Here is a 25,985-nt window from a genome sequence, read left to right as displayed (position 1 = left end):
TTCCACCTTCCTCCCTCCTTTTCTTCTGTGCCCTGCCTTTTTTCTGCTTCTCTTTGCTTTTTGTCCGGCGGGGGTGGGGTGGTGGATCAGTGGTGGGCCGGGACGGCGGTGGTCGCCGCCGCCGGGGCGCCTGCCGCGATGACCCGGCTGCCGCCTTCGCCGCCCGCGCGGGTCCCCGTACGCCGCTCCAGCGCGCCGGAGACCAGGGCGAGGACCAGGGCGGAGGCGGCCAGTGCCGCGCCGACCCAGTTCGGGGCGGTCCAGCCGAGTCCGGCGGCGATGACGAGCCCGCCGAGCCAGGCGGCGAGGGCGTTGCCGAGGTTGAAGGCGCCGATGTTGACGGCGGAGGCCAGGGTGGGTGCGCCCGCGGCCTGGTCGAGTACGCGCTTCTGCAGCGGCGGCACGGTGGCGAAGCCCAGGGCCCCGATGAGGAAGATCGTGACGGCGGCGCCGGCCCGGGTGTGGGCGGTGAGGGTGAAGGCGGCCAGGACCACGGCGAGCGCGCCGAGGGAGGTGTACAGCATCGGCATCAGCGCCCGGTCGGCGAAGCGGCCGCCGACCAGGTTGCCCGCGACCATGCCGAGGCCGAGGAGGACGAGCAGCCAGGTGACGGAGGTGTCGGCGAAGCCGGCGACGTTGGTCATCATCGGGGTGATGTAGGTGATGGCGGCGAAGACCCCGCCGAAGCCGAGGACGGTCATCCCCATCGCCAGGAGCACCTGGACGTTGCGGAACGCGGCCAGCTCGTGGCGGATCCGTACGCCCTCGGGGCGCGGCAGGTCGGGGACGAGCCGGGCGATGCCGAGCAGGCCGAGGAGGCCCAGCGAGGCGACGATCAGGAAGGTGACGCGCCAGCCGAGGTGCTGGCCGACGAGGGTGCCGAGCGGGACACCGACGACGTTGGCCACGGTGAGGCCGGTGAACATCATGGCGATGGCTCCGGCCTTCTTCTCGGGGGCGACGAGCTCGGCCGCGACGACCGCGCCGATGCCGAAGAAGGCGCCGTGGGCGAGGGAGGCCACGACCCGTCCGGCGAGCATGACGCCGAAGGCGGGGGCCAGCGCGGAGATCACGTTGCCCACGATGAACAGGCCCATGAGCAGCATCAGCATGCGCTTGCGCGGGATGCGGGTGCCGAGCACGGTCATCAGCGGGGCGCCGAGGACCACACCGAGGGCGTAGCCGGTGACCAGGAAGCCGGCGGTGGGGATCGAGACTCCGTAGGTACCGGCGACCTCGGGAAGCAGGCCCATGATCACGAATTCGGTGGTGCCGATCCCGAAGGCGCCGATGGCGAGTGCGAGGAGTGCGAGAGGCATGAGGGGGTGCCCTTCAAGGGAGGGTGCGTGTGCGGCGCGGCCGGTGTCCGAGGGGGTCCGGGCCGACCGGCCCCTGGCGGGGCGGCGGTGCCGACCACGGCGCTACGGACCGGAGCGGTATTGACCGCGGCGGGTTGCCTGCGTCCACATTAATTGCAGACGCGGGTTATTTGCAAGCGCGGGCAATTGCAGACGTGCCCTATCCTGGAGTCACACGCCTTCGAGGAGGAAGCCCATGACGGCCACGGACAGCGCACTCACCGCCCTCTCCCAGGGCTGGTGCGCACTCTCCCTCCTGCACGGGCGCATCGAGACGCACATCGAGCGCGCGCTCCAGGCGGGACACGACCTGAGCGTGCGCGAGTACTCCCTGCTCGACGTGCTCAGCCGCCAGCACAGCGGCCCGGGCGGCCACCTGCGCATGCACCAGGTCGCGGACTCGGTCGTCCTCAGCCAGAGCGCGACGACCCGGCTGGTCAGCCGGCTGGAGGACCGCGGGCTGCTCAGCCGCTACCTGTGCGACACCGACCGCCGGGGCATCTACACCGAAGTCAGCCCGGCCGGCCTGGAGCTCCTGGCCGAGGCCCGCCCCACGAACGACACCGCCCTGCGCGAGGCACTGGACGAGGCGGCGCGCGAGCCGGAACTCGCCCTGCTGGTGGCCGCGGTGCGCAACACCCCGGCCTCCTGAAGGCCGCCCTCGGCAACTGCGGTGGGGGCGGATGCCGTTGCCGCCTCCGTCCCGAAAGGCCTTCCGGTTCTTCAGACGGGACAGTGCAGGCACCCGGTCTCGTCCTCTTCAGTGCGGGCTGAGCCGTCCGGTGATCAAGACCCGGTGAGCGGCGGCAGCTCGGGAACGGTCCTGGGGGTCGGGTGGACGGCCGCGACTCCTGCCGCCGCCGCTCACACCTGCTCCAACGGGTGGCAGCCCACGACGTGGCAGAACACATCCGGCCTCGCGTACCTCAACGTGCGGGGCGCCGGCGGAAAGGGGGCGCAGGTCATCACCTGGAGTGCGGGCAGCGAATCCCCGCACACCAACGAGAAGTGGTGCCTGGAACGGGCCTCCGAAGGAGGCTGGTACTTCCACCCGAAGTACGCCAACAACCTCTGCCTGGATGTCCCGGGCAGCAACTACTCCTCCGGAACCGGGCCCGGGCGGGGTCGTGTTCGGGCGCGGTGTCGCGGCAGTCGCGGTTACACGTAGTAGCGCTTGAGAGGTACGCAGCTGCCGGCCAGGCCGACCTTGCAGACGTAGATCTGTACGTCGCGGAGGTTGTAGCCCTTGCCGACGCTGGGCAGTTCGGCGTTGAACGTCTTGGTCTTGTCGACCCACCCGCTGCCGTCCCACTTCCAGTACTTGGCATAGATGCCGACGTCCCTGCCGTCGTCGAGGCAGCCGTCGGTCACGACCATGTCCCATTTGGTGTTGTACAACGGCTTGCCGCCGGCCTGGCCGACGTAGTCCCAGTGGTAGTACCCGATGGATCCGCCGCAGTCGTCGCTCAGCCTGCTCGCATGCCAGCCGCCCTCCCAGGCCGCGTGCGCGACAGAGGGAAGAGCCAAGATCAAGGCTCCCGCCGCAGCAGCGGTGAAGGCTGCCCTTCGTCTCATGGCCATGGGCCGTCTCCGATCGATGAGGTGTGGGACCGCAGGGGTGCGGGCGAAGTGGCCCGCACCCCTGCGGTGCGTCTGGGAGGTCAGGAGCTGGCCGAGCTGGTGCAGGCGGCGCTGCCGCCGCAGAAGGTGACGTCCCAGTGGTTGCTCTCGCGGGCGTAGACGTTGCCTGCGGCAGAGCGGTAACGGGCCGCGCCGTCGCCGCGGTTGGCGATGCGGGTGAAGCTGCTCGTCACGTAGTTGCTGACGCAGCTGGTCGGGCTGAAGTCGATCTTGTAGCCGTTCCAGTGGCTGTAGGTGCCGCTGGCGTGGCCGGTCTCGGTGCCGCCGGTGATGGTCAGCTGGCAGTTGCTCGCGTTACGAAGGACGATGACGTCGCTGATGCTGGCCGAGTTGACCTGCTCCAGCGAGGTGCAGGTCGAGACGTTGCGATTGCTGCAGCCGCCGCTGGAGACGACGCTGATGCCCCCGTTGGCATTGATCTTGCTCATGGCCGTCGAGTGGCTGAGCTTGGTGACCGCGGCGCTGGCGGTGCCGGGGGTGGCGACCAGGGCCGTGAAGGCGGCAGCGCCGGCGAGGGTGGTGACGAGGGTGGTGCGGAGTCGGTTGCGCATGGTGAGAGGTCTCCTCTGGAAGGTGTGTCGACAGGGGGTGTCCGGCGCGTGCGAACGGTGGTCACGCCGGACGTCGGCTACGGCTCTGTGCGCGCTACGCGTGTCACGGTGCGCGCTCGTTCGTGGTCCAGCCGGCCAGCGCTGGTGCGCCGGCGAGGACCTTGCGCATGAGGCGCTGACCGGACTCCGCGGCGTGCTCCGCAGTGTTGGCGAAGAGGTACAGCGCGATGTCCAGTCGGCCCTCCGCGGACCGGGCGTACACGTGCTCCAGACGGTCCGCGGGCGCTGCGCTCGCCCAGATGATGTCCGTGACCTGGTGGCGGTCGACGTGTCGCTCGGGATGCTCGGGGGGCGGCGCAAGGGAGATCAGGGTCAGGGCGAGGTGCACGACCCCACTCAGTCCCAGATCAAGCCGAAGAGGATGAGAAACATGACATGCCTCGTTCCTGACCGTCGAGGGGGACGGCCGGCCGGTCTTCCGGAGACGGGCCCGCCGTGTTCATGAGGAAGAGCTTTCCTGTCGATACGGGCTCAGGGAAGAGGGCCTCGGTGACATCAACCGCTCCGGACAGCTTGGTGTCAGCCCCCATGGGGCAGCGGTGGTCCGGACCGCCGCAGGACGTCGTAGGAATCCGGCCAATCACCACGCTGACCAGGTGCGTCGCCACTTCCGTCAGCTAGGGTCGGCGCCATTCAGCAGGACCTGACGGCGTCCGCCTGACCACGGGCACCGGACTCGGGGGTGGCCATGGAAACGAGCATCGAACAGCCGCCGACCGCCCACGAAGGGTCGGCGAGCTTCAGGTCCCCTCCCGGACCTTCCCTTCGGGGAATGGTTCTGGGCTATCACGGCTACCGGCTCCCCCAGGGGTTGTCCCGCTGCCGCCTGGAGATCCCCGACGGCGTGGTGACCGTGGTCGTCAATCTCGCCGGCGAGCTGCACCTCACAGCAGGCGGTGAGCGCGCGGGGGCCTCCTCCTTCCTTTCCGGCCTGCGCACCACACCGACCCGCGGGACGCACGCGGGGGGCCTGCACGGCATCGAGGTGACGTTCACCCCGCTCGGGGCCTACCAGGTCTTCGGGATCCCCATGAGGCAGTTCACGGAGAACTTCGTCGACCTGACCGACGTGCTCGGCCCGACGGCACCCAACCTGGTGGAACGGCTCTGGCATGCACGCTCATGGCCCGAGCGATTCGCCCTCCTCGATGCCGTGTTCTCCGGGCTCAGCGAACACGGCGGCGTCGTCTCACCTCAAGTCCGGTCCGCCCTGGCCCTGTTGCGATCCGACAGACAGCCCGGGGCGCTTGCCCGCATCTGCCGGGAGGTCGGCTGGAGCCCACGCCATCTTCGCTCCGGCTTCAGTCAGCAGGTGGGGCTGTCTCCCAAGGCCGTCACCCGCGTGGCCCGGCTGCAGCGCGCTCTGCGGCTGCAGACCATGGGGCTGGACGGGGCACGGGTGGCCGCGCACGGCGGATTTCACGACCAGGCACACTGCATCCGGGAGTTCAGAGCGATGACCGGGCTCACCCCTTCGCGCTTCGCGCTCCTACGCGCCGGGCTGCCGGCGGGTTCCCCTCTCGACCGGGTTGCGGGCAGGGTGACCAGCCTGCTCCTCGAGGGAGGCTGACAGCCGTTTTCTACAAGACCGGGGGGCCGGCGTGGCGCACGCTGCTGTCCGCGCGGATAGCCAACTCACCGCGGCACTTCGACACGGGGGAGCGTCATGCTGTCCGCACTGGGGCTCGACGCGGCAACCGAGGCCGTCTACCGGTTGATGGCCTCCCGGCCCGAGGGGTGGGGAGTCGAACAGATTGCCGCCGATCTCGGATTCGACGAGTCACAGGTGAGAGACGCACTCGACCGGCTCGCCGAGCTCGCCCTGCTCAGGAGGTCCGTGGAAAGCTCGGGGAGCTGGCGGGCGATCCACCCCTCGATGGGGCTACAGCTGCTACTCCGTCGCCAACAGGACGAACTGGACGAACGGCGACGCGAGTTGGAGGAGAGACACGCTGCCGTCGGCCGGATGATCTCCGACTTCGCCGAACCGGCCCCCGAGCGCATCGGGCTCGACAGCGAGCGGCTGGACGGCATGGACGCCATCCAGGACCGTCTGGAGCAGATCGCCGAGCGGGCCACCACCTCCGTGTGCACGTTCATGCCCGGGGGCGGACACTCCCCGGCATCCATCGAGGCGGCACGGTGCAACGACGCCCGCGTCCTGCAGCGGGGCGTGGCGATCCGGACGGTCTGCCTGGACAGTGTGCGCAACAGTGCGCCGACACTCGCCTATGCCCGGTGGCTCACACAGGCCGGTGGAGAGGTACGCACCGTGCCCTCCTTGCCGCTCCGCATGATCCTGGTCGACGGCGCGAGCGCATTGGTGCCTCTCGACCCGGCCGAAACCCGGCGCGGCGCCGTCCTGCTGTACTCGGCGGGTGCCATGGCAGCGCTCGGGACCCTTTTCGAGCAGGTGTGGGACGTAGCGCTGCCTCTCGGAGCGGAACGGGAGCGACACCGGCACACCGGCCTGACCTCCCAAGAGCGCGAGTTGCTGATCCTGCTGGCCAAAGGCCTCACCGACGAGCGGGCTGCGGGCAGGCTCGGAGTGTCCCTGAGTACGGTCCGCCGCAGCATGGCATCGATCATGGAAAGGCTCGGCGCGCGGAGCCGCTTCGAAGCCGGCCTGCGCGCCGCCCAGGCGGGCTGGCTCGAGGAGAGCGACGCCCCGGCCGCACGCAGCTGAACACACAGTGCCTGGCCGGTCCAGAATGCTGCCATGGCCGAAGACGAGCAGAGCGGCATGGAACCGCTTTCATTCCTGACATGCGTGACAGAGATGGCCCAGTTGCTGGGCGTCGGAGACGTCGCCATGGAGCCGAAAGGCCGGCATGCCCGCCGCCTCGCCCACGCGGTACGTAAGCCCCTGCTCGAACGTGCAAGTCTGCCCGAGGAGTGGTTCGCCCCACTGATGGCGGCAGCCGTCTACGAACCGGACCCCAGCTTCTGCCGATGGTTCGTCGAGCCGGCGGTCTACGCATTCGGACGCCGCCGTGTGATGGCGGCATTGGTCGACTACCTGCGGGTTGGCACGGATGCCGAGCGAGCCGGTGCCGTGCGGGCCTGGTACAGCGCCCACGTGCCTCTGCGTGCAGACCGGTCGCCGGCGTACGGACCCGGCGGGGTACGTGATTCCGCCCTGGACGAGGCACAGGACATCAAGGCCGCCTGGCTGGAGGCATCCATGCAGGTGTTCGCCGAAACCACCGACCTGCAGATGCGCCACCGCGTCCTGCTGGACCTGCCTGCCTCGCGCGCCCCCTCCTGACAGTTACGGGACAGCCCTTGGCCTGCGCGGCTCGCTCGCACACCGCGGGCGGCCCCTTGCCTGGTCACCGCAGGCCGACATCAACCGCTCAGGAGCACTTGCACTCAGCAGTTGGACCTTCCCTGAAACACGCTGCCCGGTGGATGCTCTTGCTGCATTCAGGAATCGGGGGAATTGCTTCACCCCGTCATCCGGACCCGCACTCGGATAGCGAATCAGGGAGTTTCCATGTTCAGCAGGAAAGCAATGCGTGCAGCAGGTATCGCGGTTGCCGCTCTCGGGCTTGCCGTCGGGACGTCCGCCCTCACCGCCGGATCCGCTGCCGCGGGGGCCCAGGTGGCCGGATGTCCCTGGCCGTACGTGTGCTTCTACAAGTCGAGCGCGGACTGGGAAGCAGGGCGGACCGTCGCCATGTACAAGGACATGCACTATCAGGAACTCGGGCCGAATGCCCGCAGCTCCTACTCGGTGCAGAACTCGCGCCAAGACGACGTCGTCTGGATCAAGATGAGCACCGGCAAGAACGTGTGCCTCGACGCGAAATCGGGCTCCGCTTTCTCCGTCATGGGAGGCGGCCACCCCGTCGCCATCGACATCTCGGATGCCCCCTACTGCAGCTGAGCCCATCTCGTGCGCGAAAGGAAAACCGTCATGAATTCTCTTCGGGGAACCAGGAGAAGGCTCTTCGTCACCGGGCTCGCCGTAGCCGGCGCGCTGGTTCTGGCAACAGGCACCGCCCACGCCACGACAACCAATGTGAGCGGCGACGTAGCGGGCAACTACTACACGTATTACGGGACTTCCCGGACCATCACCTCATCCGGATCGAACATCTACTTGACGCTGACGGACTCTGCCGTTGCCGTCAAGGTCTTCTGGTACAAGTGCGACGACAAGAACGTCCACGGACAGCCCGTGGACATCGGCGACGGACGACGCAAGCTGATCGGCTCGAACTTCCTCTCCGGAACCCGGTTCTGCATCGCCGCCGCCGGAGACGTCGTCGGCGGCGCTCCGAAGGTTCCCTGGAAGGGGAAGCTCGAGTGGAACGTCTACTCGTGAGCATCCGTGCCGGAGTCCGCGTCGGCGTGAGCGTCTCGGCGGCCGTGATGCTGGCCGTTGCGGGCCCGGCGGCCGATGCCGCCGCCTACGACCGGGCCGCCTTCCCGGCCCAGTCGACGGGCAACCGCGGTACGGACGTCCTCGCCCTCCAGCACCTCCTGACGGCAGCGGATCAGACCACGCCGGTCAACGGTCACTTCGACACGGCAACTGCGGCCGCTCTCAAGCGCTTCCAGTCGGCGCACGGACTCGCATCGGATGCGATCGCCGGCCCGGCGACGTGGACTTCCCTGACGCCCACGCTGAGAGAAGGCGCGTCGGGCCCCGCAGTGCGCGCCCTGCAAAGCGAGCTCACCACCAAGTCCGGCTCTTCGCTGACCGTGGACGGCGTGTTCGGTGCGGCGACCAAGACCGCTGTGGTGCGGTTCCAAAGCCAGGCGGGGCTCGCCGCGGACGGCGTCGCGGGTCCGGCGACCTGGAAGAACCTGCTCTGGCACTTCGAGCGGGTCGATGCCGCCCCGAACAATCTCTGCGACCAGGATCCGGACGGCAACACCGCCGCCAACTGGGGTACGGCCGCAGCCGTGGCCCAACTGGAAGCGGCGGCGAAGGCGTTCGCCGCCACAGGGCGCGGGAGGGTTCCCTTCGGCGACCTGAGCTGGGAGCTCGGTGGCGACATCCCCGGGCACGCCAGCCATGAGCAGGGTCTGGACGCGGACATCTGGCCGATCCGAACCGACAGCGCCCAGTGCACGGCGGGCCGGATCACCTGGCGGTCCACGGAGTACGACCGCGCGGCCACCCGCCGCCTGGTCCAGGAGATCCGCAAAGCGGCCCCCGGGCACGTGAAGACGGTGTACTTCAACGACCCGCAGTTGATCTCCGAGGGTCTCACGGCGTCCTACCCCAACCACGACAACCACCTGCACGTGCGCTACTGCGAGGCCGTGCACCCCAATCCCGACGCGGACGCGGACTACCGCTGCTGAGCGGACCGCGAAGCGCGGCGTCCCGGGCCCGGACCGATCACTGCGGTCACCACGCGCATCACCACGCGCATCACCACGTGCGTCACCACGCGCGATCCCCCTGTCGAATCTGCCCTCATGGAGGCGCACCGCCCGTGAAGAAGCCAAGAACCACAGCACTTGCCGCGGGTCTCGTCGCAGCAGCCAGTCTGCTCGGCCTCACCACGACACCCGCATCGGCCGCCTCGCGCCACGGATGCGAATGGCCCAACGTCTGCTTCTACCTCACGATCGCCGACTACAACAACAACCGCCCGACGGCGTCGTACCAGGACGTCACGTCCGGATTCCAGACGCTGGGATCCCGCAGTCGCGGAGCCAGGGCCGTCGTCAACACCCGCAACGACGACCGCGTCATGATCCGTTTCTCCGACGCGGGCATGTCCTACACGACCTGCGTGGAGCCGAACCAGTCATGGACACCGGTGCCGTCGGTGCTCACCGTCACCCACGTGAAGATCGAGACCCAGTCCGCGTGCCCCACCGGCCCGTTCTAGAAGAGGCGACACCATGAAGAAGCAGTTGGCCGTCCTGCTCAGCAGCGGAGCACTCCTCGTCACCGGCCTGATCGCCGCACCGACGGCATCAGCCGCCACGAGCTGCTACGCCGCGTCCTGCAACGGACTCAACCCCGCCAACACGATCTGCCAGAACGACGCACGCACGGTCAGTACGGGCGCGTTCGGCAGCATGGAGCTGCGCTACAGCCCGTCCTGCCGAGCCGCATGGGGACGCTTCGTCCTCAACGCCCCGTCCGGCTCCAGGATCGAGATCAAGAACGATCAGGGCAAGAAGTACACGACCTCGGGCAGCGGCAAGTTCTTCAGCGTCATGGTCAACGACAAGGACGTGACGGCCTGGGCGTGCGGCTTTTGGCCCCGCTCCGACGGTGAGAACGCAGAATGCTCGGGCGGGTACTGACGACCCGCCGCTTCACCACGGGGGCACGCGGGCGGTGAGCCCGCAGGGGCCGCAAGGGAGTCTCCTCCCTCGCGGTCCCCTCCCGCCTCGGCGTCACGCCGCCTGCCCCGGCAGGGTCTGGACCCGCTGCGCCAGTACCTGGCCCGGCCAGGTGCCGGAGACGAACGGAGCGGTGCGGGTGAAGCCGTTGCGTTCGTAGTACGCGACCAGTTCGCCCGTACCGCCCGCCCAGCAGTCGACCCGCAGCAGGCCCACGCCGGCCCGCCTGGTCTCCTCCACGGCCCGGGCCAGCAGCGCGGACCCGATGCCCAGGCCGGCGTGGCGCCGGTCGGAGACCAGCAGCCGGACGTACCGCTCGGGTTCCGCGGCCGGCGCGATCATCGGCATCTTCGGGCTGGGCCCGGAGTCGAGCACCAGGGCTCCGACGGGCACCCCGTCCAGCTCCGCGACGAACGGGGAGTTCTCGGTCGTGTACCGCTGGACCCGCTCCACCCCTCCGGGAATGCGGGAGTACGGGGTCGTCCCCCACTGCTCGGTGTTGCCGCGGGCGTTCATCCAGGCCACCGCGGAGTCGAGCATGTCCAGAATGGTCCGCACGTCCGCCGGGCCGCCCGGCCGGATCCGTATGCCGTGTGTGCTGTCGTTCATGGGCCGAGCCTATGCCGTGCCCTGGTGCGGGCTCCCGGCGCTCCGCGCGCGGTACTCCGTGGGCGTCAGCCCGTATCAGTGCGGGTGTGCGCCGCGAACGCGGGGACGACAGGGCGAACTTGGACGCGCAGGGGTCCCAGGTCCACTACGGCCGCCTCGCCCTGGAACTCGGCCGGCCGCCACGGGCGGGCCGCGCCCGCGCCTGCGTCAGCGGCGGCCCGGCGTGGCCGTGGGCGGCGACGAGGCCGAGGCCGACGGTGGTGACGCGGCCGCCGTCGTGCCCGAAGGCGCGGAGGGTGCGGAACTCGGCCGCGGCGTCCCCGTACCGGTCTCCGGCACCGGAGACGGGCTCACCGTGGGCCTGTACGAGGTCGAGGGCGCGGCCGAAGGAGCCGAAGGGCGCGTGCTCGGCGACGGGGACACGGACGGGAACGGATCGGCGGGGACCGGTCCCGAAGCCGAGGCGGTCGGCGTGGGCGACGGCGGCGCGGCCGGCGGCACCGGTACCGGGCCCGGGCGGACCGGAGCGTCCGGAGACAGTACGGCGTACCCCAACACCACCACCGCGGCGGCCGCCGCCAGCCCCGCCAACGGCAGCCTGACACCGCGCGGCCAGGCCCACGGCAGGCGCCGCACCCCGGGCCCCGGCGGCTGCGCCGGGCGCAGTTCTCGTACGGTGACCCCGGCCGCGCGGGCGTCCAGGGCCTGCCGCAGGCGGTACTCCACAGGCCGCTCGGCCGGCTCTCCGCCCGGCCCCGCGGGCGGCTCCTGCCCACGCGTCATATCCGACCCTCCAGAGTCCGTTCCAGCGCGTCCAGCCCGCGGCTCGCGTTCGATTTGACCGCTCCCCGGCTGATCCCCAGCGTCTCGGCTATCTCCGCCTCGCTGAGGTCGGCCCAGTAGCGCAGCACCAGGACCTGCCGCCGCCTCGGCGTCAGCCGCCCCAGCGCGGCCAGGACCTCGCGGTGCGCCTCGTCGAGGACCACGGACGCCTCGGCGGAGGGGACGTCGGCGGGTGCCTGCGGGATCCACGCGCGGGCGGTCCGGCGGCGGCGCAGCACGGAGCGGGCCGTGTTGACGACGGAGGTGCGCAGGTAGCCCAACGCGTTGTCCACCTCGGTGATCCGCTCGCCGTGGCGCCGGTACAAGGCAGTGAAGGCGTCCTGCACCACGTCCTCGGCGGTACCGAGATCGTCCACCAGCAGCACCGCCAGCCGGACCATCCGCAGCCGGTGGGCGTGGTAGAGCTCGGTCACGGTGGGCGGCGGGCCGCCCGCCTCGGAGGGGTGGCCGTACGTGTACCCGTGCCGGTACGGCTCCGGCGGCGCGGGCGGGGCCTGCGCCGCCCGGGTGCGCTCCCGGCGCAGCAGGAACGACCACAAGCCCCGCCACGGCCGGTCGAAACCGGTCGTGGCGGGGCCCAGGGATGGTGCGAGGTGGAGCACGGAGGTCCTCAGCCGTTGGTGCGGCGCCGCAGGGTGTACAGGGTCGCGGCCCCGGCGGTGATCAGCACGGCGGCCCCGACGCCGAGTGCGGCGTTGGTGGCGGAGGAGCCAGTATGCGCGAGCTCGGGCGCGTCGGGCGAGGCGGGGGCCGCGCTCGGAACGGCGGTCGGCGTCCCGCCCGGGGCGACGGTCGGGGGCGCGCTCGGGGCGGCGCTGGGGGCCGCGCTCGGCGTCGCGCTCGGGGGCCGGCTCACCGAGGGCGCGGGGGCCGAGGGCGCGGGGGCCGAGGGGGCCACGCTCGGCGCCGTGCTCGGCGTCGCGGTCGTCGCCGGTGCGGGCGCGGCCGTCGGCGAGGCGGACGACGCCCCCTGTGCGGCGGAGGCCGGCCCGGCCAGCGCGACGGCCACCCCGGCGGCGGCGACGGCGAGGCCCGCCGCCCTGCGGACGGACAGCGGGGCGCGCTTCAGGTTCTTCACGGTGGTTCTCCACGGTCGGGTGCCGGGGCGCGGGATCACGCCCTTCACCCCCGCACGACGCGCGAGTGCCCGGGAGGTTGCCGCCGTTTCCGAAAAACTTTTCGCGACTCCGGGAGCCGCGCGTCTCTCAGACCCGGCGCGACCCCAGCGAGCCCCTCGACTCCCGCGGCCCCCGCGTGTCCCGCGACTCCCGCGCCTACCGCAGCCGCCGCAGCCGCCGCAGGGCCGCACCGATGACGGCGACCCCCTCCTCGATCTCCCCCACCGGCCCCGCCGCGTAGCCGAGCACCAGGCCCGGAGGGCCCGGGGTCATCCGGTGCCAGGACAGCGGGTGCGCCTTGACCCCGAGCTCCAGGGCCGCGGCGGCCAGCACCGTGTCGTCGATGCCGCCGGGCCCGGCGGCGTCCCCGTCGAAGGTGACCATCAGGTGCAGCCCGGCCGCCGCCCCGTGCACCCGCGCGCCGGGCAGTTCGGCGGCGATCGCGCGGAGCATCGCGTCCCGCCGCGTCCGGTGGCGGCGGCGTACGAAGCGCAGGTGGCGCTCCAGCTCCCCCGAGGCCATCAGCCGGGCCAGCACCAGCTGGGCGAGGACGGGATTGCCGAGGTCGGCGTAGCGCTTGGCCTCGATCACGGCGTCCAGCAGGCGCCGGGGGACCAGCAGCCAGCCCAGCCGCAGCGCGGGGGCGAGGAGCTTGGAGACGCTTCCGGTGTAGCAGACGGCCTCCGGGAGCAGGGCCCGCAGGGCGGGAACGGGGGCGCGGTCGTAGCGGTGTTCGGCGTCGTAGTCGTCCTCGATGACGACTCCGCCGGCCGCCGCCCAGCCGAGGAGTTCGCGGCGGCGTTCTCCGTCGAGGACGACCCCGGTCGGGAACTGGTGCGCCGGTGTCAGCACCACCGCCTGGGCCGGGCCGGCGGCCAAGGCGGCGGTGTCGATGCCGCCCCCGTCGACCGGTACGGGCAGGATCTCCATGCCCCCGTGTTCCAGTTGCTGGCGCGCCCCGAGCGAGCCGGGGTCCTCCACGGCCATGCGCCGTACGCCCTCCGCGCGCAGCACCTGGGCCAGCAGCGCCAGTGCCTGGGCCACGCCCGCCACCACGACGACCTCGTCGGGGTCGGCGCGGATGCCGCGGTTCAGGGCGAGCCAGCCGGTGATCGCCTCGCGCAGGGCGGGGGTCCCCTGGGGGTTCCCGTAGCCGAAGTCGGCGGGGGTGAGCTCGGCGAGGACCCGGCGCTCGGCCTGGAGCCAGGCCGTGCGCGGGAACGCGGTCAGGTCGGGCGCACCGGGCGAGAGGTCGATCCGGCACGGGGCGGCGCGCAGCGCGTCGACGGGGCCGCCCCGCGGCCCCGGGGTGAACGGGCCGGCCGGATCCGGCGGGCCGGACCGGGCGGTGCGGGGTACCCGGGACGGCGACGGCCGCTCCGTCACCGGTGCGGCCACCACGACGGTCCCGGCCCTGCCGCGGCCGGCCACCTGGCCGGTCTCCGCCAGCCGCTGGTACGCCTCGGTGACCAGTCCCCGGGAGACCCGCAGTTCGGCGGCGAGGACCCGGCTGGCGGGGAGCCGGCTGCCGACGGCGAGCGTGCCGTCGGCGATGGCGGCGCGCAGCCGGTCGGCGAGCCAGTCTGTGCGGCCGCCCGCCGGGGCCCGGCCGATGTCGAGCTGGAGGAAGTCCGACCCGGCCGCTTCGGAGGCCGGTGCTCCGGAGGCCGGCGCTTCGGAGGCCTGTGCTCCGGAGGCCTGTGCTCCGGGTGCCTGTGCTCCGGGTGCCTGTGCTCCGGACCCCACTGCTCGGGCTCCCACCACTTCGGACCCCTGGATGGTGCTCTCTTTGGACCTGTCCACGGGTCCATTGTGGCGCCAGGCTCGACGTATGAGCACTTCGCCCCCTTCACCTACTTCACCCACTTCGCCCCGGCAGTTGCGCGATCTCGCCCCCGGCATCGTCGGCATGGCCCTCGTCGGCAGCAGCGTCACCGTCTCCCACTCCCTCGTCGACGCCCCGCTCTTCGGCGTGCAGGCCGCCCGTTACGCGGTGGCCGCGCTGCTCCTGTACGGCCTGGCCCGCCTCGCCCGGGTGCCGATCAGGGCTCCGCGCGGCCGGGAGTGGCTGTGGCTGGCCGGGGTCGCCGCGACCGGCCTGGTGCTGTTCAACGTGGCCGTCGTACGGGGCGTCGCGCACGCGGAGCCCGCCGTCATCGCCGTCGCCGTCGCCTCGGCACCGATCCTGCTCGGGATGATCGGGCCGCTGCTGGAGGGCCGCAGGCCTAGCCTCCGGGTGCTGCTGGCCGCGCTGGTGGTGGTCGCCGGTGCGGTCCTGGTGGAGGGAACCGGCCGGACCGACGCGGCCGGAGTGGGCTGGGCCGCACTCGCGCTGGGCTGCGAGGCCGCCTTCACGCTGCTCGCGGTACCGGTGCTGCGGCGCCACGGCCCGTGGGGTGTCTCGCTGCACGCGGTGTGGCTGGGCGCGGTGATGCTGGCGGTGCTCACGGTGTGCGTCGAGGGGCCCTCCGAGCTCGTGTCGGTGAGCCCGCGCCAATGGGCGGCCGTCGGATACCTCGCCGTCCTGGTGACGGCGGTGGCCTTCCTCCTCTGGTACCGCACGGTGGCCGCGGTGGGCGCCGGCCGGGCCGGTCTGCTGGCCGGGGTGGCGCCGCTCGCGGCGGCGGGCGCGGGAGCCGTGACCGGCGGCGGGGTGCCGGGGCCGGCGGTGTGGCTGGGCCTGGCCGTGGTGGTCGCCGGGCTGGCTCTCGGACTCCGGCCGGAGCGGGCCCCGGGCGGGCCGTCGGTCACGCTGCCCAGGCCGGTGATCCCGGTCCCGGCGGGCTCGCCTGCCACCGCCGTCGCGCCTGCCGCCCCCGCCTCGCCGGTCACCCCCGATGCGCGAAAGCCTCGTAACGCCCAGGAGTCCGCGGCCCCTTGAGCGCTCCCCGCCTTGTGGATCACAATCCGCAGATGGCAACGCCTCCGTACAGCAGCTGGATGCGGTACTTCTCTCCGACCGCCAACCATCGCCGGCTCGGGCTGGTGTGCCTGGGTGTGGGCGTACAGGAGGGCGTGCTGCCGGTGGTCGGCCCGCGCGCCCTCGACCACCACGTCGCGGTGGTGGTCTGCGCCGGCCGGGGCTGGTTCAGCCACGGCGGGCGAGCCCCGCAGCCGGTGACGGCCCCGGCGCTGCTGTGGCTCGTGCCCGGGGTGGAGCACCACTACGGCCCGGATCCGCAGACCGGCTGGGAGGAGTGCTTCGTGGATTTCGCCGGCCACAGCGTGGAGGCGTACACCGACCTGGGCTACGTCACCCCCGACCGCCCGCTGGTACCGCTCAGCGGCACGGCCGGGGTGCGGCACGTGGTCGACGGGATCGTACGGGCGGCCCGGCTCGGCGGCCCGCTGCTGGAGGTGGAGGCCGCCGCGGCCGTGCACGGGCTGCTCGTCGCGCTGCGCTACGCCCGGGCCGAGGTGTCGCGGCACGGGGACACCGTGATGGACACCCTGGCCCGGGACGCGCTGCTGCCGATCTCGGTGGCCGAACACGCCGCCCGGCTCGGGATGTCCCTCCCCGAACTGCGCGGGGCGGTACGGGGCAGTACCGGGGAGGGGGTCAAGGAGTACCTCCTCGGTATCCGCCTGAGCCGGGCGAAGGAGCTGCTGGCCCGCACCGACCTGCCGGTCGCCGGGGTCGCCCGGCGGGTCGGTTACGAGGACGCCGCCTACTTCAGCAGGCTGTTCAGCCGCCGGGTGGGCGTGGCGCCCGTCCGGTTCCGCCAACAGCAATCCGTACAGCAGCAGTCGGTGCGGTGGCTCCCGTCGCCCCAGGAGCCGCCCCCGTCCCCGCCCACACCCGCATCCGCACCCGCACCCGCACCCGCCCCCGTCACGGCAGGTAGCCGATGTTGAGTTCCGCGACCGCCGTCCACGGATTGCCCGAAACCTCCCTCGTGGCCTTGAGCTTGACGTAGCGCGCGGTGCGCGCCGTGAAGGCGACGTCCTGCTGCGCGGTGGTGTTCGCGAAGGTGCCGGAGGCTGCCGCGGTCCCCCAGGTGACTCCGTCCGTGGAGGTGAGGACCTGGTAGTCGGCGATGCGCCCGTTGCTCTGAGTCTGGCGGGGCAGGTAGTGCAGGGCGGAGACGTTGTAGGAGGCGCCGAGGTCGAGGGTGATCTCGTGCGGCATCGGCGCGGTGGCCTGGTACCACTGGGTGTGCCAGATGGTGGCGCTGTCCCCGTCGAGCACGTTGGCCGCGGAGCCGTTCTCGCCGGCCGTCTCCTGGCTGTCGACGGCCTTGACGCTCATCTGGGTTTGCGGAACGAGGAGTTCTCCGCCGCTCCCGGTGCCCAGGTCGTCGACGGCGAGGTCGTCGAGGATGAAGTCGGCCTCGTTGTGGGAGCCTTCGCCGGTCACCTTCCGTACGCCGATCCAGGCGTCGGTGCCCGCGGTGAAGGTCTTGGTGAAGGTGGTGGCCGTACGGGCCTGGTTCAGCGCGGTGGCCGTCTCGGTGCTCCCGGAGCCGGTGATGAACTGGTAGTCCCCGCTGAAGCCGTTCTCGTAGCTGAAGGTGACCTTGTACGAGCGGCCGGGTGTCAGCCGGAGGGTCTGCGGGAGGGTGCGGTAGACCAGGCCCTGCCGCTCCTCGTGGGACTTCAGCGAGTTCTGCCCGCTGATCACGTCGTCGACCAGTTTTCCGCTCCAGCCGGCCTGGGTGTACGGGGCGTTGCGCTGGGCGATGTGGGTGCGCGGGTCGGTGGCCGCGCCGCCGGCGCCGCCGAAGGCGAAGGGGCCCCAGCCCGCGTCGACGTTCTCGAAGTCCTCGGTGAACCAGTGGCCGTTCAGCGGGGTGCGGGCGGAGCGGACGACCCGTACGTCGTCCAGGTAGACGGTTCCGGAGCCGGAGGCCGCCGACAGTTTGAGGGTGGCCGCGGACTGCCCCGCGGGGACGTCGAACAGCACCTTCATGCGCTGCATCCTGGTGCCGTTCTTCTCGCTGCCGCCGAGGTTGTTGGTCAGCGGCGAGGAGTCGGCGTAGACGGAGGCGGCCGTGCCTCCGGCGGGGGTCACGGTGAGGGTGGCGGCGCGGCCGGCCGGGGTGGAGACCCAGACGGAGGCGGCGTAGGTGCCGGGGGTGAGCCCGGTGAGCTGCTGGGAGACGGCGGGCGCGGTGCTCGCGGCCATCGTGAGCTCGTTCTGCCCCTGGGCGTTGCGGGTGACGGCGGCGCCGCTTCCGGTGACGGACCAGGCGTTCAGGTTGCCGGAGAAGAAGGAGGGGTCCTTGACGGGGGCGCCCTCGCCCCACTTCGGGTCGGCCTGGGCGGGGGCGGCGCCGTTGGTGACGACGTAGGCGGTCCTGGCGGCGGCGTTGATGGTGACCTGCCCGCCGGTGACGGCCAGGTCACCGACCAACTGGCGTCCGGTGTCGGTCAGTTTGTACAGCTTGGGCGAGGACCAGCCGGCCGGCAGAGTCCAGGTGGTGGAGGCGGCCTTGTCGTTCCAGTGGTAGAGCTTGCCGTCGCGCGGGAGCAGGTAGGCGGAGCCGTCGAGGACGGTCCGGCCAGCCGTGGTGATCTTGCGGGTGTTCCCGGAGGTGGTGACGGTGGTGCCGTTGGCGAGGGTGACCGAGCCCGCGATCCACTTCACGATCGGGGATTCCTGGAGGTACTTGGTCGGCAGGTTCGTCGCGAAGGTGGTGGTGAGGAAGGAGGTGAAGTCCCGCTTGCCCTGCCAGCCCTCGTAGGCGGTGATCTCCGCGCCGCCGAGCAGCGGGTTGGCGGCGATCCAGTCGTCCTTGGTGTGGTTGGCGATGAAGCGGGCGATGTTCGAGTTGATGCCCTTGAGGTCGGTGCCGCCGTAGTTGACGTCGGTGGCCCAGTGGTGCCAGAGGGACTGTCCGGTCAGGGAGGCGGGGAACTCGGTGGCGAGCTGGTAGCCGAGGCCGCCGATCTCGCGTTCGAGCTTGCGCGAGAGGTAGCCGTCGCCGTACCAGACGTCCACGTAGAGGAAGTCCAGGCCGGGGGCGGCCGCCTTGAGGTCCTGGAGGCGCTTGAGGCGCCCGCCTGACTGGCCGTCCTTGCGGGTGTCCACGTAGTACGACTGGTCGAGCCAGTCCCAGCCGAGACCGCCGGTCTGGTGCGCCGGATCGAAGGTGGCCGAGACCGGGTACTCCTCGGTGGCGTTGATGTGGACGCCGAAGTCGGCGTTGTAGCTGTGGCCGACGGTGGTGAGGGTGTTCAGGTCGGTGGCGCCGCCGAGCTTGGAGCCGATGTTCTTGTAGTCCATGTGGGCCGAGTCGTGGCCCTCGGAGGCGTACCCCTTGAGCAGGACGAACTGGCCGAGGCCGTCGGTGGCGAGGTTGACCCGCTTGGTCTCGTCGAGGGTCTCGGCGAAGGGGTGGGTGGCGGCGGAGGCGAAGTTGAAGGGGATGCGCTGCACGACCCGGTCCGCGGTCTGCTGCCAGCCCGTGGGCGCGGTCCAGATGTCCCGGTACGCGACCGCCGCGTCCTGCCAGTCCACGGTGGAGTCGGCGTTGCGGTCGGCCGTGATCGCGACGCGGACGTAGGGCAGGGGCTCGGTGTCGGTGTCGGCGGCTCCCGTGGACCGGTAGAGCCAGGATCCGCTCCACAGGCCGGCCCTGCGGTAGGTGCCCTTGTCGGTGACCTGCTTGCTGATCCGGCCGTTCTCGTTGGCGGTGGCGCCCGAGGGGGCGTCGTAGTACGAGTTGGAGTCGATGGCCGCGGCCAGCTTGCCGGTGTTGGCCAGGCCGTACATCACCGTCGTGGCGGAGGCGTCCACCGGGGTGTTCGCGGTGATCGGGGTGAAGGTGTCCCCGGTGCCGGTGGTGGCGGTGTGCATCTTCGCGGTGGAGAGCGCGGCGCCGCTCTGACTGCTGCGGACGCTGACGAGGTTGTGGCCCGGGATCGCGAAGCTGCGTACGCGCAGGGCGGCCGTGTCCTCGATCGCGGTGACCTTGAACTCCACCACCGAACCGGTGACGGAGAGCCGGGACCTGATGGTCACTCCGGAGAAGGCCAGCGCGTAGTCCACGCCGGAGGTGGAGGGGGTCGCGGTGACGGTGGGGGTGTAGGTGGTTCCGTTGACGACGATCGCGCCGATGGTGTCCTCGTTGCCGTTCAGCACGTCCCCGGTGGCGGTGCGGGTGTAGCTGATGACGCGGGGGAAGGCGCTGTCCACGCTCACGGACAGCTCGGGCGAGGTGATCGTCACGGGGGCGGCCGCCACGGCGGGGGTGGCGGGCAGAGCCACGACCAAGGTGGCCACGAGACCGGCCACCGCGGCTGCGGCCGGCCAGAGGGGGGTTCGCATCGGACCTCCGGGAGTCGGCGCTTCCTGGGCGGAAGACCGCACACCGTGGAGGCCGGCGGTCCGCTCACTGACCTGACAGCCTGCGGACCCCGGCCCGGCAGGCCCATGGACAAAGCCGAACACCGTCCTGGACTTATGCGACGGGTGGGTCGGGTGGGTGCACGCCTCGCGGCCGGACCCGGTCCGGTCCGACGGATGCACGGGCCCGGTCCGAGGCACGCACGCAGCCCGGTCCGAGGGACGCACACAGCCAGGTCCGAGGCACGCACCCGGCCCGGTCCGACGGACGCGCCGGGCCCCGCCCCGCCCGACGGACGCCCCCCTACACCCGCTCGACGCCGCCCTCCGCCCCCAGAGGCGTCGGGTACGAGGCCGCGGACTCGCCGCGCCGGATCCACAACAGGGCGCCCGCCAGGAGCCCTCGCCGGTGAACCTCGCCCGGGCGGACGCGCCGCCGTTCCTCATCGCGCACGGCGACCTGGACGAGCTGGTGGAGACCGAGAACCCCAAGGCCCTCGTCACGGCCCTGCGCTCCGTCTCCACCTGGCCGGTCGTGTACGTCGAACTCCCAGGCGGGCACCACGCCTTCGACCTCTTCCATTCCTTCCGTTTCGAGGCGCTCACCGACGGCGTCGAGGAGTTCGCCGCGTGGTTACGGGTGGGGAAGAGGGCGGCCTAGTGCTGTGGCCGGGAAGGTTTGCCGGGTCGCGGCGTCCGGTGCGGGGCATCGCAAGGCGGAGGGCCACGGCTCGTACCGGACGTACTTCCGTGGTCCGACAACGCGGCGAGGTGCCGTGCCGGGCGTCGCGACCCGGTGAACCTTCCCGGTCACAGCACTAGGTGCTCGCCGGCACCAGGATGACGGCCGTCCCGTACGCGCACACCTCGGTGCCGACGTCGGCCGCGTCGGTCACGTCGAAGCGCATCATCAGCACGGCGTTCGCACCGCGCGCCTTCGCCTGTTCGATGAGCCGTTCCATGGCCTGGTTGCGGGTCTCCACCAGGGTCTTGGTGAGGCCCTTCAGCTCGCCGCCGATCATCGATTTCAGGCCCGCGCCGATCTGGCTGCCCAGATGGCGGGAGCGCACGGTGAGGCCGAAGACCTCTCCGATGACCTGCTCGACCCGGTAGCCGGGGACGTCGTTCGTCGTCACCACCATGACACCGGTCTGCTGCGCGCCGGGGCCGCCGCCGTAATCCTCGATACCCATGGCATCCACTCTGGCGGCGCCGCACGGTACTCGCATCCGGAGGAGGGAGCCGGGGCTCCTGGGCAGCCGGACGGAGCCCCGGCCGGCCCCGCGTATTGGGCATATCGGGCTAAGTCGCGGTGCGTCAGCCGGACCTCCCGGCCCCGCGTCGCCATAGTCATCGGTGGCAACCGCCTGGTTGCCACCCCGTGCCGCGCGCTGCGGCCGGGCGGACGTCTTCTCGGAGGAGCCGGCTCATGCTGAAGCCCACCAGGACCATCCTCGCCCTCACCGCCGGAAGCCTGGTGCTCGGCCTGGTCGGGGCGGGCACGGCCGTCGCGGCCGACCACTCGGCGCCCCGCGGCCCGGTCCTGACGGCCCCCGTCGAGGACGAGGACGACTACGGCCGGGACGACGAGTACGGCAACCGCCGCCACGCCCGCGGCGTCGTCATCTCGCGCGGCGCGCTGACCGTCCGCAGCAGGCCGACCACCCACTCCCACAAGGTGGGCCGGGTGCACCCGCACGAGAAGCTCTCCATCGAGTGCAAGACGCGCGGCGAGCGGGTCGACGGGAACAACCTCTGGTACCTGCTGGAGGAGCGGGACGAGCGGGACGAGCGCGACGAGCGCGACGAGCAGGACTCCATGGACGAGGACCGCAAGAACGCCATGACCCCGAAGTCGGCGAAGGCCGCCAAGGACCGCGACGACCGCTGGGTCTCCGCCCGCTACGTCAAGAACCTGGGCAAGGTCCGCTACTGCCGCTCCTAGGCACCGCCCCGCGGCGCACCCCCTAGGGGTGTCCTGCCGATCAGGCCGGGCGTACGGTGCGCGGTCCCACGCACCGCGCACCGTACGCCCGTACCCGTGTCCGCAGTTCCCGGTCCGCCGTGACCACGACGCACCCGCCGCGCTCCGCGCAGGCGGCCGCGAGCTCCACGATCCGGTCGTCGCCGCTGCCCGGCGCCTCGTCCACCCGTACGCCGGGCACCGATGCGACGCCCCGGGCCGCGCCTTCGAGGACGAGGACGATCTCCTCGCCCTCATCGCGCAGCGCCAGCCGGTCGCGCAGCCGCTCGGCGGCGCCGCGCCGGTCCCGCCACCAGCCGTCCGGCACGGACCCGACGACGTTGGCACCGTCCACGATCAGTACGTTCGGCTCGTCCACCGACCCAGTATGACGAGCCGGCCGGCAGGCGCCGTACGGGAAGCCGCCGTACTAGAAGTCCCCGTAGTTGACCTGCCAGGTCGCCAGTCCCATGCGGCGCCAGATGGCCACCACGCGGTCGCGGTCGTCCAGGGAGACCCGGACCGCGTACCGGTCGCGCACGTGCGCGTTGAACAGCTCCGCCTTGACGATGTCGTCGCGGCGCGTATCGCCCGCAGCCCGCATCCACAGCTCGTCGTACGGGACTTCGTGCTCCCGCAGCCAGGCCTCGGTCGGCTCCCGGTGCTCCTCGCCCCGCCCGGACAGCAGCACGACGGTGTCGCCGTCGGCCCGCCGGAAGGAGTCCAGCGCGTCGCGCACCGGCGCGTTCAGCGTGTCCAGACCGCAGCGCGAGAAGTCGTACGGGTTGCGGGCGCCGGTCATCGCGAGCGTGCCGTCGATGTCGCACATCACCGCGGTGGGCAGCGCCGGGTCGGGGACGTACGGGGACACGTCCGGCTGGTCGTTGAGCCAGTCCGCGGTGAGCCGCCAGCCGCCCTTCTTGGCCTTCGCGTGCTTGTCCGCGAGTATCCGGATGATCTCCTCGCCGACCTGGCGCTCGCGCGCGGCGTCTCGCCGCAGGCACTCCTCCACGGGCACGTCGGTGTAGTCGTGCACGACGAAGGTGGCCCGTCCCGCGACGGCCGCCTTGAGCCGCTTGGGGATGTACGAGGTCAGGTGGGTGTTGTCGACGACCACGTCGAATCCGCCCTCGACGGCCGCGCTGACGGCCGCGTCCTGGATGTCCAGTACGGTCTGCTCGTGCTTGTACGAACGCGCGCGCTCCGGGTCGGGCACGTCGAGCATGGCCCGCAGGTCGTCGAGGTTGACGCGGCGCATCCGGCCGCCGGACTCCGCCTGGAGGGCGCGCGCGGCGGTGGTCTTCCCGGAGGCCGGCAGACCCGTCATGACGTGGACCACCGGCAGCGCGGGGCGCGCGGCCGGGGTCTCGGGGGTCTCGGTTTCGAGTACTTCGGACACGGGTTCAGTTCTCCTCGTCGTGCGTGAAGGGGTCGGACGCCTCGGGCCGCACCTGCCGCCAGGTGACCATCTCGGTCGTCCTGCCGTCGAGGCGCTGGAACAGCGCACCGCGGATCCCGCTGTCGCGGATCGTCTTGGTGGCGCGCGCGAACGCGCCCCGGTCGCCGGCCAGGTGGGCCAGCGAGGCGTACGCCTCGTCGACGGCGCGCTCGCGGAGCGCGGCCTCGGCCTCCAGACGTTCGATCACCGAGCGCACCCAGTGGTCGAACTCGTCGGGCACCTGCTCCAGCAGTTCGTCGAGCGGCTTGCCACCCGAGGCCTCGATGTCGGCGACCGAGCAGTTGAGGCCCTGGGCAAGCTGCTTGAGGGGCAGGCCGGCGAACCGCTGGATGCCGTGGCCGCGCCAGATGTCCCGCTCGGTCACGCCGGTGAGCACCTTGTGGAGGCGTACGTACTCGGCGATCTTGGCCTTGGCGCGGACGCCCGAGGCGAAGCGCAGGACGAAGCCCTCCGCGTCGGTACCGGTCGCGGCGGCGCCGCCCGGCAGGGTGCTGGACCCGGTCAGCGCGAGCAGCTCGTCCAGCGGCATGGCGGGCCACACGGTGACGACGGAACCGATGCCCTCCCAGTGCGCGGCGGCCTCGGCGAGCGGCACCTCGGCGCCGTCCGCTCCGTACGCGGCGAGCAGGACCAGGTCGCGGCGGTCCCCGTAGTCCACGACGATGCGGTTCTGCGGGTACAGGATCTCCGCGAGGTAGGTGGTGCCGGGGACCAGCGCGGAGGTGTCCCGTCCGTCGAGGTGGCGCTGCGCCCAGACGGCCTGGGTGCTGGTGAAGGAACCCTTGGACGCGGCCCGCCACTTCCCCGCGTAGTGGAAGAGCACCCCGAGACTGCCGTCGACCTTGTCGTACACCTCGAACGGCTCGTCGGGCAGGGCCGGCGCGTATGGCCGGCCCGACTCGTGCTCGCCGACGTTGAAGAACTTCGGCAGTGGCAGCGCGACGATCTCGCCGGTGACGTCGTCGGCGACGAGTCCGCGGCAGATCGTGGTGACCTGGTTCCAGACCTGCTCGTACTGGGCGGTCCGGGTGTAGCTGTAGAGGGACAGCGGCAGCTGGGGGTGGACCTTGCGGGCCACGTACCCGGCGTCGATGGCCTCGGTCAGCGCCTGCGCGGGCATCAGGTCGTGCAGAGTCAGGCGGTCCTGGCTCATGGGGTTCCTCCCGGTTCGAGAAACCTCATTCTCGGGTGCGGGAGGCCATGGCCGAAACCGAATATCGGCTCGTCAGCGCGGGTCCTAGGACCTGCTAGGGCCCGCGCCGCCCACCCGGTTGATGTCCCGGGGCCGCAGGATCCGCTGCGTGGCTGCGTTGCCGGGCCCGGCCTCGGTGACGGCGATCATGGCGCGGCCGATCGCCCGGGTCGTGGTCACGAGGTGGGGGGCGAAGCGCCGCAGGACCGGGAACAGCGGTGCGGTGACGGCGTACCCGGCGCGGTAGAGCGGGGTCTTGGAGGGGATGCCGCGGTCCGGCTGCACGATCCCGGGCCGGAACATGTACGCCTCGAAGGGGAGCTTCAGCAGGTCGTTCTCGGTCTCGCCCTTGACCCGGGCCCACATGGAGCGGCCGCTCTCGGTGCTGTCGGTGCCCTCGCCGGAGACGTAGGCGAAGGTCAGCCGCGGGTTGGCGGCGGCGAGGGGACGGGCGGCGGCGAGCGTCAGATCGTGGGTGATCCGCCGGTACTCCTCCTCCTTCATGCGGAAGGAGGAGATGCCGAGGCAGAAGAAGCAGGCGTCGTACGAGGCCAGGTCCAGGCCGGGCACCGACAGGTCGGTCGGATCGGCCCGGACGAGCTCGCTCAGCTTGGGGTGGGTGACGGCGAGGGGGCTGCGGCCGATGGCGAGCACGCTTTCGACGGACTCGTCGCGCAGGCACTCGCGCAGCACGCCCCGGCCGATCATGCCGGTCGCACCGAAGAGGATGACGTTCACGGGTCCACCCTAGGGCCTGTCGTCACACTCCCGTCGTCGCCCGAAGCGCGGCCGCGCGGCGTCTGGTGCGTGCTCTCGGCGTGCCTGGCGGAAGTCCGCGTACTGGACGTACGTGGGCTTTCGCCCGGTGCGGCGAGAGCACGCACCAGGCGCCGCGCGGCCGACGGGAGTGTGACGACAGGCCCTAGTGCTGTGACCGGGGTGGGCCGGCTCAGTGGGAGACGCACAGTTCGTTGCCCTCGGGGTCGGCGAGGGTGGTCCAGGTGGAGGGGCCCTGGCTGCCTTCGTGCAGGTGCCGGGCTCCCTTGGCGAGGAGCCGCTCCACCAGGGCCCGCGGGTCGTCCTCGCCGGTGCGGACGTCGAGGTGGACGCGGTTCTTGACGGTCTTGGGCTCCTCGATGAACTGGAAGAGGATCCGGGGCGCCCGCTCGAGGCCCGCGGGGTGGCGGATCCCCTGGCCCGCCTTCCAGACGAGGCCGCCCCGGTGGGTGGTGGTGTCCTCCTCGGTCGCCCGTCCGACGGCGATCATCTCGCGGATGAACTCCTCGTCGCTGGCCTCGACTTCCCACCCGAGGGCTTCTGCCCACCAGTCGGCGAGGGCGTGAGGTGTGGCGGAGTCCACGGTGATCTGAAACGTGTAGGCCATGCGGCGACCCTACCCGCGGCCCTCTGTCGAGCCGCGACAGGAACGCCGTCCGGGCGGTGGCCGCAGGGAACTCCCCTGCCGGTGCCCCGCTTCGACGGCCGATCGGCGGACCGCTCACCGGGCACGCCCCCGTCCCCGCCGAACCGCGGCCCGCCCCGTGCCCGCCGCACCAGCCGCCGCCCCGTCCCCGCCCGGCGTGGC

Annotated in this window: 30 protein-coding genes; 15 read left to right on the top strand and 15 right to left on the bottom strand. The window is 71.8% G+C overall.

All coding sequences use genetic code 11. The features are described from left to right. Positions 1-86 precede the first annotated feature (86 nt). Positions 87-1,319, bottom strand: a complete 1,233-nt coding sequence (locus ACFWBW_RS28025; protein WP_385377824.1) for an MFS transporter — start codon at positions 1,317-1,319, stop codon at positions 87-89. A 235-nt stretch (positions 1,320-1,554) separates the two neighbouring features. Between ACFWBW_RS28025 and ACFWBW_RS28020 the strand changes: the two genes are divergently transcribed. Beyond that, the gene (locus ACFWBW_RS28020) at positions 1,555-2,010 is read left to right on the top strand and encodes a MarR family winged helix-turn-helix transcriptional regulator (RefSeq protein ID WP_385377821.1); all 456 of its coding nucleotides are present in this window, start codon (positions 1,555-1,557) and stop codon (positions 2,008-2,010) included. Between the two features lie 144 nt (positions 2,011-2,154). Further along, positions 2,155-2,526, top strand: a complete 372-nt coding sequence (locus tag ACFWBW_RS28015; RefSeq protein WP_385377818.1) for an RICIN domain-containing protein — start codon at positions 2,155-2,157, stop codon at positions 2,524-2,526. Here ACFWBW_RS28015 and ACFWBW_RS28010 read toward each other — a convergent pair. The 3 genes from ACFWBW_RS28010 to ACFWBW_RS28000 all read right to left on the bottom strand — a co-directional run bounded on the left by ACFWBW_RS28010 (position 2,517) and on the right by ACFWBW_RS28000 (position 3,938). After that, a complete protein-coding gene (locus ACFWBW_RS28010) occupies positions 2,517-2,885 on the bottom strand; it encodes a hypothetical protein (protein ID WP_385377815.1) in 369 nt (122 codons plus the stop codon). The genes ACFWBW_RS28015 and ACFWBW_RS28010 overlap by 10 nt on opposite strands. A gap of 134 nt (positions 2,886-3,019) precedes the next feature. Then, positions 3,020-3,550 carry a hypothetical protein gene (locus tag ACFWBW_RS28005; RefSeq protein ID WP_385377812.1) on the bottom strand — a complete coding sequence of 177 codons (531 nt, stop codon included), beginning with the start codon at positions 3,548-3,550 and terminating at the stop codon, positions 3,020-3,022. Between the two features lie 103 nt (positions 3,551-3,653). Next, positions 3,654-3,938, bottom strand: a complete 285-nt coding sequence (locus ACFWBW_RS28000; RefSeq protein ID WP_385377809.1) for a hypothetical protein — start codon at positions 3,936-3,938, stop codon at positions 3,654-3,656. Positions 3,939-4,298: 360 nt separating this feature from the next. On the opposite strand from ACFWBW_RS28000, the gene ACFWBW_RS27995 reads away from it, so the two are divergent. From ACFWBW_RS27995 to ACFWBW_RS27960, 8 genes are all read left to right on the top strand, one after another. After that, positions 4,299-5,180, top strand: coding sequence for a helix-turn-helix domain-containing protein (locus ACFWBW_RS27995; protein ID WP_385377806.1), 882 nt, complete (start codon positions 4,299-4,301; stop codon positions 5,178-5,180). Positions 5,181-5,276: 96 nt separating this feature from the next. Further along, positions 5,277-6,296: a LuxR C-terminal-related transcriptional regulator gene (locus ACFWBW_RS27990; RefSeq protein ID WP_385377804.1), complete on the top strand. Its 1,020-nt coding sequence runs from the start codon at positions 5,277-5,279 to the stop codon at positions 6,294-6,296. Between the two features lie 33 nt (positions 6,297-6,329). Further along, positions 6,330-6,878: a hypothetical protein gene (locus ACFWBW_RS27985; protein ID WP_385377801.1), complete on the top strand. Its 549-nt coding sequence runs from the start codon at positions 6,330-6,332 to the stop codon at positions 6,876-6,878. Between the two features lie 246 nt (positions 6,879-7,124). Further along, complete coding sequence (locus ACFWBW_RS27980) at positions 7,125-7,499, top strand: hypothetical protein (RefSeq protein WP_385377798.1); 375 nt, start codon at positions 7,125-7,127, stop codon at positions 7,497-7,499. Between the two features lie 30 nt (positions 7,500-7,529). Continuing rightward, positions 7,530-7,940 carry a hypothetical protein gene (locus ACFWBW_RS27975; RefSeq protein WP_385377795.1) on the top strand — a complete coding sequence of 137 codons (411 nt, stop codon included), beginning with the start codon at positions 7,530-7,532 and terminating at the stop codon, positions 7,938-7,940. Continuing rightward, on the top strand, positions 7,937-8,929 hold the full coding sequence (locus ACFWBW_RS27970) for a penicillin-insensitive murein endopeptidase (protein WP_385377792.1): 993 nt from the start codon (positions 7,937-7,939) through the stop codon (positions 8,927-8,929). Before ACFWBW_RS27975 ends, ACFWBW_RS27970 begins: the two co-directional genes overlap by 4 nt. A gap of 134 nt (positions 8,930-9,063) precedes the next feature. Beyond that, positions 9,064-9,465, top strand: a complete 402-nt coding sequence (locus ACFWBW_RS27965; protein ID WP_385377789.1) for a hypothetical protein — start codon at positions 9,064-9,066, stop codon at positions 9,463-9,465. Between the two features lie 13 nt (positions 9,466-9,478). Further along, positions 9,479-9,889 carry a DUF2690 domain-containing protein gene (locus ACFWBW_RS27960; protein ID WP_385377786.1) on the top strand — a complete coding sequence of 137 codons (411 nt, stop codon included), beginning with the start codon at positions 9,479-9,481 and terminating at the stop codon, positions 9,887-9,889. Between the two features lie 93 nt (positions 9,890-9,982). Here ACFWBW_RS27960 and ACFWBW_RS27955 read toward each other — a convergent pair whose 3' ends face one another. After that, positions 9,983-10,537, bottom strand: a complete 555-nt coding sequence (locus tag ACFWBW_RS27955) for a GNAT family N-acetyltransferase (protein ID WP_385377783.1) — start codon at positions 10,535-10,537, stop codon at positions 9,983-9,985. Between the two features lie 223 nt (positions 10,538-10,760). On the opposite strand from ACFWBW_RS27955, the gene ACFWBW_RS27950 reads away from it, so the two are divergent. Beyond that, entirely contained in the window at positions 10,761-11,378 is a 618-nt protein-coding gene (locus ACFWBW_RS27950; protein WP_385377780.1) for a hypothetical protein, read from the top strand. Here ACFWBW_RS27950 and ACFWBW_RS27945 read toward each other — a convergent pair. The 3 genes from ACFWBW_RS27945 to ACFWBW_RS27935 form a co-directional block, all read right to left on the bottom strand. Continuing rightward, positions 11,317-11,982 carry an RNA polymerase sigma factor gene (locus tag ACFWBW_RS27945; protein ID WP_385377777.1) on the bottom strand — a complete coding sequence of 222 codons (666 nt, stop codon included), beginning with the start codon at positions 11,980-11,982 and terminating at the stop codon, positions 11,317-11,319. The two genes, ACFWBW_RS27950 and ACFWBW_RS27945, sit on opposite strands and share 62 nt — an antisense overlap. Before the next feature lie 8 nt (positions 11,983-11,990). Continuing rightward, positions 11,991-12,458, bottom strand: coding sequence for an LPXTG cell wall anchor domain-containing protein (locus ACFWBW_RS27940; RefSeq protein WP_385377774.1), 468 nt, complete (start codon positions 12,456-12,458; stop codon positions 11,991-11,993). Positions 12,459-12,654: 196 nt separating this feature from the next. Continuing rightward, positions 12,655-14,301, bottom strand: coding sequence for a PLP-dependent aminotransferase family protein (locus tag ACFWBW_RS27935; protein WP_385377772.1), 1,647 nt, complete (start codon positions 14,299-14,301; stop codon positions 12,655-12,657). Positions 14,302-14,329: 28 nt separating this feature from the next. Between ACFWBW_RS27935 and ACFWBW_RS27930 the strand changes: the two genes are divergently transcribed. Next, on the top strand, positions 14,330-15,379 hold the full coding sequence (locus tag ACFWBW_RS27930; protein ID WP_385377770.1) for a DMT family transporter: 1,050 nt from the start codon (positions 14,330-14,332) through the stop codon (positions 15,377-15,379). 32 nt (positions 15,380-15,411) lie between these two features. After that, positions 15,412-16,353 carry a helix-turn-helix domain-containing protein gene (locus tag ACFWBW_RS27925; protein ID WP_385377767.1) on the top strand — a complete coding sequence of 314 codons (942 nt, stop codon included), beginning with the start codon at positions 15,412-15,414 and terminating at the stop codon, positions 16,351-16,353. Here the strand turns inward: ACFWBW_RS27925 and ACFWBW_RS27920 are convergent. Continuing rightward, positions 16,331-19,768: an endo-alpha-N-acetylgalactosaminidase family protein gene (locus ACFWBW_RS27920; RefSeq protein ID WP_385377764.1), complete on the bottom strand. Its 3,438-nt coding sequence runs from the start codon at positions 19,766-19,768 to the stop codon at positions 16,331-16,333. The two genes, ACFWBW_RS27925 and ACFWBW_RS27920, sit on opposite strands and share 23 nt — an antisense overlap. 427 nt (positions 19,769-20,195) lie before the next feature. Between ACFWBW_RS27920 and ACFWBW_RS27915 the strand changes: the two genes are divergently transcribed. Then, a complete protein-coding gene (locus tag ACFWBW_RS27915; RefSeq protein WP_385377761.1) occupies positions 20,196-20,447 on the top strand; it encodes a hypothetical protein in 252 nt (83 codons plus the stop codon). 157 nt (positions 20,448-20,604) lie between these two features. Here the strand turns inward: ACFWBW_RS27915 and ACFWBW_RS27910 are convergent, their stop codons facing one another. Beyond that, positions 20,605-20,979, bottom strand: a complete 375-nt coding sequence (locus ACFWBW_RS27910) for a YbjQ family protein (RefSeq protein WP_243332358.1) — start codon at positions 20,977-20,979, stop codon at positions 20,605-20,607. Positions 20,980-21,215: 236 nt separating this feature from the next. On the opposite strand from ACFWBW_RS27910, the gene ACFWBW_RS27905 reads away from it, so the two are divergent. Next, the gene (locus ACFWBW_RS27905; protein WP_385377757.1) at positions 21,216-21,731 is read left to right on the top strand and encodes a hypothetical protein; all 516 of its coding nucleotides are present in this window, start codon (positions 21,216-21,218) and stop codon (positions 21,729-21,731) included. Between the two features lie 40 nt (positions 21,732-21,771). Here the strand turns inward: ACFWBW_RS27905 and ACFWBW_RS27900 are convergent, their stop codons facing one another. The 5 genes from ACFWBW_RS27900 to ACFWBW_RS27880 form a co-directional block, all read right to left on the bottom strand. Then, positions 21,772-22,128: an NTP pyrophosphohydrolase gene (locus tag ACFWBW_RS27900; protein WP_385377754.1), complete on the bottom strand. Its 357-nt coding sequence runs from the start codon at positions 22,126-22,128 to the stop codon at positions 21,772-21,774. 51 nt (positions 22,129-22,179) lie between these two features. Next, on the bottom strand, positions 22,180-23,148 hold the full coding sequence (locus ACFWBW_RS27895) for an AAA family ATPase (protein WP_385377751.1): 969 nt from the start codon (positions 23,146-23,148) through the stop codon (positions 22,180-22,182). Positions 23,149-23,152: 4 nt separating this feature from the next. Next, entirely contained in the window at positions 23,153-24,361 is a 1,209-nt protein-coding gene (locus ACFWBW_RS27890; protein ID WP_385377748.1) for an RNA ligase, read from the bottom strand. Between the two features lie 84 nt (positions 24,362-24,445). Continuing rightward, positions 24,446-25,138 carry an epimerase gene (locus ACFWBW_RS27885; RefSeq protein ID WP_385377746.1) on the bottom strand — a complete coding sequence of 231 codons (693 nt, stop codon included), beginning with the start codon at positions 25,136-25,138 and terminating at the stop codon, positions 24,446-24,448. A gap of 211 nt (positions 25,139-25,349) precedes the next feature. Next, positions 25,350-25,784 carry a VOC family protein gene (locus ACFWBW_RS27880; RefSeq protein WP_385377743.1) on the bottom strand — a complete coding sequence of 145 codons (435 nt, stop codon included), beginning with the start codon at positions 25,782-25,784 and terminating at the stop codon, positions 25,350-25,352. Positions 25,785-25,985 lie beyond the last annotated feature (201 nt).

Origin of the sequence: Streptomyces sp. NPDC059957, assembly GCF_042730015.1 — a bacterium.
GTDB lineage: Bacteria > Actinomycetota > Actinomycetes > Streptomycetales > Streptomycetaceae > Streptomyces.
This window is presented reverse-complemented; position numbering and strand designations above follow the sequence as displayed.

Bases quoted from the DNA above. Each gene is read 5' to 3' on its own strand.
- ACFWBW_RS27920 (WP_385377764.1), bottom strand. From the start codon at position 19,768: ATGCGAACCCCCCTCTGGCCGGCCGCAGCCGCGGTGGCCGGTCTCGTG.
- ACFWBW_RS28005 (WP_385377812.1), bottom strand. From the start codon at position 3,550: ATGCGCAACCGACTCCGCACCACCCTCGTCACCACCCTCGCCGGCGCT.
- ACFWBW_RS27905 (WP_385377757.1), top strand. From the start codon at position 21,216: ATGCTGAAGCCCACCAGGACCATCCTCGCCCTCACCGCCGGAAGCCTG.
- ACFWBW_RS28025 (WP_385377824.1), bottom strand. From the start codon at position 1,319: ATGCCTCTCGCACTCCTCGCACTCGCCATCGGCGCCTTCGGGATCGGC.
- ACFWBW_RS27890 (WP_385377748.1), bottom strand. From the start codon at position 24,361: ATGAGCCAGGACCGCCTGACTCTGCACGACCTGATGCCCGCGCAGGCG.
- ACFWBW_RS27925 (WP_385377767.1), top strand. From the start codon at position 15,412: ATGGCAACGCCTCCGTACAGCAGCTGGATGCGGTACTTCTCTCCGACC.
- ACFWBW_RS27995 (WP_385377806.1), top strand. From the start codon at position 4,299: ATGGAAACGAGCATCGAACAGCCGCCGACCGCCCACGAAGGGTCGGCG.
- ACFWBW_RS27975 (WP_385377795.1), top strand. From the start codon at position 7,530: ATGAATTCTCTTCGGGGAACCAGGAGAAGGCTCTTCGTCACCGGGCTC.
- ACFWBW_RS27910 (WP_243332358.1), bottom strand. From the start codon at position 20,979: ATGGGTATCGAGGATTACGGCGGCGGCCCCGGCGCGCAGCAGACCGGT.
- ACFWBW_RS27880 (WP_385377743.1), bottom strand. From the start codon at position 25,784: ATGGCCTACACGTTTCAGATCACCGTGGACTCCGCCACACCTCACGCC.
- ACFWBW_RS27990 (WP_385377804.1), top strand. From the start codon at position 5,277: ATGCTGTCCGCACTGGGGCTCGACGCGGCAACCGAGGCCGTCTACCGG.
- ACFWBW_RS27985 (WP_385377801.1), top strand. From the start codon at position 6,330: ATGGCCGAAGACGAGCAGAGCGGCATGGAACCGCTTTCATTCCTGACA.
- ACFWBW_RS27955 (WP_385377783.1), bottom strand. From the start codon at position 10,537: ATGAACGACAGCACACACGGCATACGGATCCGGCCGGGCGGCCCGGCG.
- ACFWBW_RS27960 (WP_385377786.1), top strand. From the start codon at position 9,479: ATGAAGAAGCAGTTGGCCGTCCTGCTCAGCAGCGGAGCACTCCTCGTC.
- ACFWBW_RS27930 (WP_385377770.1), top strand. From the start codon at position 14,330: ATGAGCACTTCGCCCCCTTCACCTACTTCACCCACTTCGCCCCGGCAG.
- ACFWBW_RS28020 (WP_385377821.1), top strand. From the start codon at position 1,555: ATGACGGCCACGGACAGCGCACTCACCGCCCTCTCCCAGGGCTGGTGC.
- ACFWBW_RS27980 (WP_385377798.1), top strand. From the start codon at position 7,125: ATGCGTGCAGCAGGTATCGCGGTTGCCGCTCTCGGGCTTGCCGTCGGG.